The following is a 6,375-nucleotide window of genomic DNA, read 5'->3' as shown; positions in this document are numbered from 1 at the left end:
CGCTCAAGGCCGCTGACGCGCCGCCTCCGGCGGTGGCCTTCGGCCAGCCTTGACCGCGCCTCTCCTTGGCGCCAAAGGCCGCCCCCAACAAACGACGCCCCTCTTGACAACTTACTCCCCATACAAGGTTCAGCCGATCAACCGGCATTCCCTGCGCGGCGGTCTTAACGCTTCCTTCGAGCTCTCCTCGGGGACCGGCTGATTGACCCCGTCGCCCGCGCGAGGGCAGTGCCCTCGTCGCGCGCTTGACCTCGGCACCGGGAGGCCAGGACTACACGACTTCGCGTCCGTGATGCATCGTTCGTCCACATGCGCCAAGCGCACGCTGCGACACCCCACGGCCACCGCATCCCTGCCTCACGTGTCGTGACGATCGCGCGCAACGCCCCTCTCGGCGAGACAGGATGCACGCATCATGCATGATTTCTGAAAAATGGAAAGCAATTTCTTGGCTTCGCAGCGATGTGCGCGAGATCAGCTTGATTTCATGGACGAATTCGATTCGTCCGATGCAGCGTGCCGTAGCCCTGGCGGCGCGCGTTTCAACCACGTGCGTACAAAGTGCCCAGACTGATTTGCCCGACGAGCGCGCAACCCTTGTTCTTCGGATCGCTTCTGGCCCGTCACGACCTTCCCGGTCGATGGCGGCGATGTCTGCGCTGGAGGCCATATCGACGCTAATCGTGGAATGGTCGGCAGACAGCTCTTGACCAAAGCGGAACCGGCTGCCGTTATTGCGCAAGGCGATGGAGTTCGGTTGATCGGACGATGGACAGATGAAGCTGGTGAGGGTGACGCTGGTCGCGGCGTTCATGCTTGGGAGCATGCAACCGAGTCAGGCTGCCGTGCGCATTGTTTTTGATCAGGGCGGACGGATCGGAACCTATATCGACAGGTTCAAACTTTTGCGCGACTTCGGCGCGTCCGTCATCATCGACGGCATCTGCGCCGGCGCCTGCACGCTCGTGCTGGCGTACATTCCCCACGACAGCATCTGCGTGACCCCAAGAGCCGTATTCGGCTTCAGGGTCGCGGACAATCCTGGGCCCGATGGGAAGGCAATTCCCAACCCTGAAGCCACGCAGATGCTCTATTATCGTTACCCACCCGCGGTCAGGCAATGGATTACGCGGCACGGCGGCATGACCGCGCGCGCGATCTACCTTCGCGGCCGGCAACTCCAAGCGCTGTACCGGCCCTGCACCACCGATGTCGAAGGTGGACGCAGCCAGCCACGGTAGCCAGTGCCCACGAATGATGCTGCGCCGGGTCACCATGACGAGACGACCTCGCAGCGGCCGGGCTCGAGGCCACCCAAGAGTTGGGTTCAAATACCGAGTCTGAAGCCGAGCCGCTTCTTGAATTGCTAAAGGACTGTAAACGCGCCGGTGATTTTGACGGCTTTGCGCCTCAACGGCAGCTTGCGCTTTATCGGCGATATTGCGGGCTCACCTCGTAAAGCTGCCATGTCTGCTTCTGACCCATTGCGGACGTGGCCTAAGCAATCGATAAATCACTATTAAGCGTGTAAATGGGCGGAAGTGGCCCCACCGACTAGTTTGAAGATATCCTAACATAGTCCGAAGCGATGGTTGTCCCATGTCTCGCGCCGCCCCGGCGACAATACTCTCTCTGGCTGATCGATTTGCACTGTGGGTGTCGACAGGCCGCATTACAAATGGTCTTTGGATCGGAAGTTCTCAATCGGATTCGGAGCCAGATCTCCAGCGCGTCGAAGCGGCGCTTCATCTGATTGAACAGTACGCCCCACTTCACTACCAGCGTGTCAAGAATAACCTATCTCGAATTTGGGTGACGCTCGTTCCGCACGGAGCCGGTTGCTATCGGCATTCGATGAACGCCTGCTTGCTGGACGAACGCGTCATGGCTTCTGAAAACGCATCGATCGAATGGATCGCAACCGCGATTGTACACGAGGCGACCCATGCCAGGCTGGAGAAATGGGGTATCCGCTACGACGAAGCGGCCCGCCACCGGATCGAACGGATTTGCGCTCGAAGAGAACTTGATTTTGCTCGGCATTTGTCAGGAGTCGACGCCCTGCACGAAGAGATCACTTGGAGGCTCGACCGACACAATGAGAAGGACACATCCTATACCGACCAAAACATGTGGCAGAAAATAGATCAGGGCCATGCGGAGATTCTTCGTCATCTGGGAATGCCAGAATGGATTATAGCTCTAGTGTTTAGGGCGAGGACTCTACTCAACGGGATTCGCCGCTTCACACGACGCTTAGCCAGTGCTTCAATTCGATGACCTCGTACCCCAAGGACGTCAGCTTGTGGCCCATCTCGGACCTTTCGATCGTCGCGTGTGATGTCCGCTCGGGGGGCTCAACCGGAAGTAATCCACGGCGGGACCGAAAGGCGGCTTTTGACCCACAGCGGACGCAATGACGGACTGCGGAGCAACGGATATTGTCCAGCCGAGGGCGGCCACCAGGGGAGCTAGATCGTGGATCTTTCGATTATCGTTCACGATGCCGAGGAGGCCGTGCGGGTCTCAACGCTTGCAGAATTTGAAAGAGTAATCCGCATGGCTCGCGACGAAGCGCGAACGCTGGACACGTTGAACATCATCTCCCTCCAGGCCCCAAACGGCAATGATCTTGCGTTGGTCGTGGGTGGCGACGAGACCGTCCTCGCTTTTCAGTTCGGTCACCACAATCCGCCGTACTATGTAAGTCGCGGCGATCAGTCCAGCACGCATCCGGTTATGACTTGCTACGTCGGGCTCGCTCATCACACGGAGTTTCCGCGCAAATATGTGATACCCTTTGAAAAGGGCCTAATTGCCGCTCAAGAGTTTGCTGAATCTGAGACGCTCCCGAAGTCGATAGAGTGGATGGAGACGTGATCGACTGTCTGCATATGGCCCGTTCCGGACCTTCCGGAGTGGCGCTGAGAATGTCCGCTCTCGGGCTCGATCGGAAGTAGGCGCCGGAGTGCCTCTGGGCTCCTTTTGACCCAAAACGACCCACCAAGGCTTGCTTTCATCAACTCTCGCCAGCCGCGGCGGAACATCCCGGGGGGACACTGGTTCGCCCAAGTTCCAGCGCGTTTGGTGCCAACACGCATTTTTCTCAGAGGGTCCGCTGATGTCATCGTCCGATGTGGTCAGGAGTGCTCACGATCGCCGTCAGCGAAGGCTGCTGATCGTGCTGGCTCTGGGATTTGTCGCCTTTGGCGCCGCCGCGGCTGGCCTGTTCTACGTCTTGCAGCCCGAGACTCTCCGGATCGCCGTCGGACCGGCGGGGAGCGACGACCACAAGGTGGTCCAGGCGATGGCCGACGCCTTCGGTGAGGAAAGCAGGACCGTCCGGCTCTCCCCGATCACGACCGGCGGAGCGGCTGAATCCCTGGCCCTGCTGGCCGCCGACAAAACCGATCTGGCGGTCGGCCGCGGCGACCTCGGCATGCCGCCCGATGCGCAAACACTGGCGGTCCTACGCAAGAACTATGTCGTGCTGTGGTCGCCCTCCGGGCGACGCGGCAACGAGCCCAAGCAGAAGGCCAGCGGCAAGATCGCAGATATCGCCCATCTGGCAGGTCACAAGGTCGGCATCATCGGGCGGACCGGAGCAAATGTCGCAGTGCTCCAGACCATTCTGGAGGGCTCCGGCGTGCAGCCCGATAAGGTTGCCACGGCTCAATTCGGGACAGACGAGATCGAGAAGCTTGCGCAAGACCCCACCCTCGATGCGTATCTCGCCGTCGGTCCGCTCGACAGCAAGATCACGGTGGACGCGATCACCGCGACCTCCCGGGCACGCGGAGCTCCGACGTTTCTTCCGGTCGAAGCATCGGAGGCCATTGCCCTGAAGCATCCGCGCTACGAGGCCGAGGAAATTCCAGCCAGCGTCTTCAATGCAAAACCGGCCTGGCCGGAGGACAAGGTCGACACGATCAGCGTCAATCACCTGATCCTGGCCAGGAAGGGGCTCTCCGAAGCCAAGGCGGCGGCCTTCTACCGGCAGCTTTTCGCGGTCCGCGACACGATCACGCAAGGCCTCGCCGGCGCTTCGCACATCATGAAACCCGACACGGAGAAGGAGACCGAGCCTTCCGTGCATCGAGGCGCCGCGGCAGTGATCAACGGCACGGAGCGAACCTTCCTGGACAAGTACAGCGACTATTTCTGGTTCGCCTTGCTCGTCCTGTCCGGCATCGGTTCGGCCGCCGAATGGCTGCGCCGCTATCTGAACCGGGATGAACTGGAGGACGACACCAGCGGCCGCAACCGCATTCTTGCCGCGGTGTCGGAGGTGCGCAATGCCGCGTCGGAAAACGATCTGCTGACCTGGCAGCGGGAGGTCGACGGGATCATCGCCGAGACCCTCAAGGGCTATGACGATGGAGCCATCGAACAGGAGGACTTGGCGGCATTCGGCCTCGTCCTCGAACTCTTCAACCATGCCGTCGCCGAAAGGCGAGCGACGCTGCAGAGCGGCGCCTCCGATCAATCATGGACGACAGGTCCAACCCTCGCCTCTCGGCGATAGGCTCGGCTCATGAGGAGGAGATTTCGTGAGTCGACACCAGTTCGAACGGACCTTGCCACCGGACTTTTCCGATGTTCTGGACGGAGGACGCCGCGTGGCGAGCGCGTAGCAGCGTCCGCAAACAGCCATCGGGCGCGACGGATCGACGCCAGTGCGATGCCGCCGCGCCGTTCAGTCGATGATGCCCGGCCCTTCGGTCATCGCGCGCGCAACGCCCTCCTTCATCTGCTTCACCACCTCCGGCGCGTGCCCCTGCCACAGGACGACCTCGGCAATGACGCGCAGCGGCGCGCGGGATCGATGAGACCGCGTCGGATTTCCCGGGAACTTCTTGTCCGTCAGGTTCGGGTCGTCAACGAACGGACCGGTGGGCTCGACGACGTAGATCCGTCCCCGTCCGTCACCGGCAGCCAACTCGGCGCCCCAGATTGCCGCGTCCAGCGTGGCCGTGAAGTAGACCCAGGACAGCGGCTCCGCCTCGGTGAAATTGGAGACATATCCGACCGCGATCATGTCGCCCGGCCGCAAATCGGCTCGCGTGCCGTGAAAGAAGGATTGTGCAAACACGGTCGCAACAGATGACATCGGTGACCTCGATGGGTTTCCAGCACTCGTCATCTGTCGCGGAGCGGCAGTCGAATGCAAATGATCGTTTCGTCGGTTGAAGACTCTGTCGGCGAGCTACCCGCCTCTCTCGTTCCGCCACCTAGCTAGTCCACCAGCGCCGCGTGGCCTGGCACGTCTCCAGGGCCCGCTGATAGCCGGCACGGGCGCGCAGCCGCGTCATGTAGGCTTGCACACGATCATCGAACACGACACCGACGTTCTTCCGCGCCATTTCGAGCGCGTAGCCTACGGAAATGTCCGCTGCGGTGAACGCGTCGCCAGCCATGTAGGGCGCGTGCGCCAATTGCCGCGTCACCAGGCTCAACCGGGTCGTGAACACGTCCATCGCCTGACGCGCGCTCCAATTGTCGCGCTCGTGCTCCGGCGCCAGATGCCGGGCACCCGACACGAAAAACAGTGAGGCCGCGAGGCCGGCCTCACCGAGGTGGAGAAACTGCTGATAGGCGGAGAAAGCCCCATCCTGAGCTGAGGGCGCCAGCGCCGTCGGCTCGTACCGCGCCAGGATGTACTCCATGATCGCGATCGACTCGACCATCGTGACATCGCCGTCGCGGATCGCAGGGATGAAGCCGGCCGGGTTGATCGCCAGAAACTCGGCATCGTTCTCGACGCCCGCCAGGAGGTCGACGTCCCGGAGGCGGTACGGTAGTTCCATCTCCTCCAGCAGCCAGACGACCCGGAAGCCTCTGCCCTCTCCGTATACTGTGATCATCGCGCTCGACCTCCTCGGCTGTCCGGTCTCAGGACGTTTCTCGCAAGGGCAGCCCGACATGCGGCCGGCGATTTTTTCGGCGAGCCTTCACCTCATCGCCGCGTCCGGGTCGGGATCGTCGAGGCCCGGCGGCTGATGAAGAGCCACTTCCCAGCCTTGAAATGGCGGATCGACGACGTAGGTCGGATCGACATAGGCGCGAATGTGTTGGGCCGCCCGTCGCTCCGCGGCTCTGGCGTTCAGCACCTGGCCAGAGTCGTCCATGCGAAGAACATTGGCGTAGACAGCCATGGCCGCCTCGAGCTCCGATGGTTCTCGGAATATGCAGGAGTAGTCGATGCCCTCCAGCAGCGGATGACCGACGGTTCCGTTCGCCAGCCAGAAGCCGAACGTACGGAGCGCGCCGCTCACGGATTCTCCAAGTCTGGCCATTCACGCCTCTCAAGATTATTGACGAGATAGACAGACGTCCATGCGCACGAATTTCGAATGAGCACAAGGCTCGAAGGGT

General features: G+C 61.4%; 8 protein-coding genes. 4 read left to right on the top strand and 4 right to left on the bottom strand.

Annotation, left to right across the window (positions count from 1 at the left end; translation table 11 throughout):
• Positions 1-271 precede the first annotated feature (271 nt).
• On the bottom strand, positions 272-814 hold the full coding sequence (locus QX126_RS28150; protein WP_315785242.1) for a hypothetical protein: 543 nt from the start codon (positions 812-814) through the stop codon (positions 272-274).
• On the opposite strand from QX126_RS28150, the gene QX126_RS28145 reads away from it, so the two are divergent.
• From QX126_RS28145 to QX126_RS28130, 4 genes are all read left to right on the top strand, one after another.
• Positions 777-1,241: a hypothetical protein gene (locus tag QX126_RS28145; protein WP_315785239.1), complete on the top strand. Its 465-nt coding sequence runs from the start codon at positions 777-779 to the stop codon at positions 1,239-1,241. The two genes, QX126_RS28150 and QX126_RS28145, sit on opposite strands and share 38 nt — an antisense overlap.
• A 358-nt stretch (positions 1,242-1,599) precedes the next feature.
• Entirely contained in the window at positions 1,600-2,280 is a 681-nt protein-coding gene (locus QX126_RS28140) for a hypothetical protein (RefSeq protein WP_315785236.1), read from the top strand.
• 198 nt (positions 2,281-2,478) lie between these two features.
• Positions 2,479-2,880, top strand: a complete 402-nt coding sequence (locus tag QX126_RS28135) for an Imm1 family immunity protein (protein WP_315770435.1) — start codon at positions 2,479-2,481, stop codon at positions 2,878-2,880.
• A 241-nt stretch (positions 2,881-3,121) separates the two neighbouring features.
• On the top strand, positions 3,122-4,525 hold the full coding sequence (locus tag QX126_RS28130) for an ABC transporter substrate-binding protein (RefSeq protein WP_315785233.1): 1,404 nt from the start codon (positions 3,122-3,124) through the stop codon (positions 4,523-4,525).
• Between the two features lie 171 nt (positions 4,526-4,696).
• Here QX126_RS28130 and arr read toward each other — a convergent pair whose 3' ends face one another.
• The 3 genes from arr to QX126_RS28115 form a co-directional block, all read right to left on the bottom strand.
• Positions 4,697-5,110, bottom strand: coding sequence for an NAD(+)--rifampin ADP-ribosyltransferase (gene arr / locus QX126_RS28125; protein WP_315785230.1), 414 nt, complete (start codon positions 5,108-5,110; stop codon positions 4,697-4,699).
• A gap of 121 nt (positions 5,111-5,231) precedes the next feature.
• Entirely contained in the window at positions 5,232-5,864 is a 633-nt protein-coding gene (locus tag QX126_RS28120) for a glutathione S-transferase family protein (protein WP_315785227.1), read from the bottom strand.
• A gap of 87 nt (positions 5,865-5,951) precedes the next feature.
• Positions 5,952-6,275: a hypothetical protein gene (locus QX126_RS28115; protein ID WP_315785224.1), complete on the bottom strand. Its 324-nt coding sequence runs from the start codon at positions 6,273-6,275 to the stop codon at positions 5,952-5,954.
• Between the last annotated feature and the right edge of the window lie 100 nt (positions 6,276-6,375).

The organism is Bradyrhizobium sp. SZCCHNPS1003, assembly GCF_032381555.1.
Lineage (GTDB): Bacteria > Pseudomonadota > Alphaproteobacteria > Rhizobiales > Xanthobacteraceae > Bradyrhizobium.
Note: the sequence above shows the minus strand (reverse complement) of the source record. Positions and strands in the feature narration are given on the sequence as shown.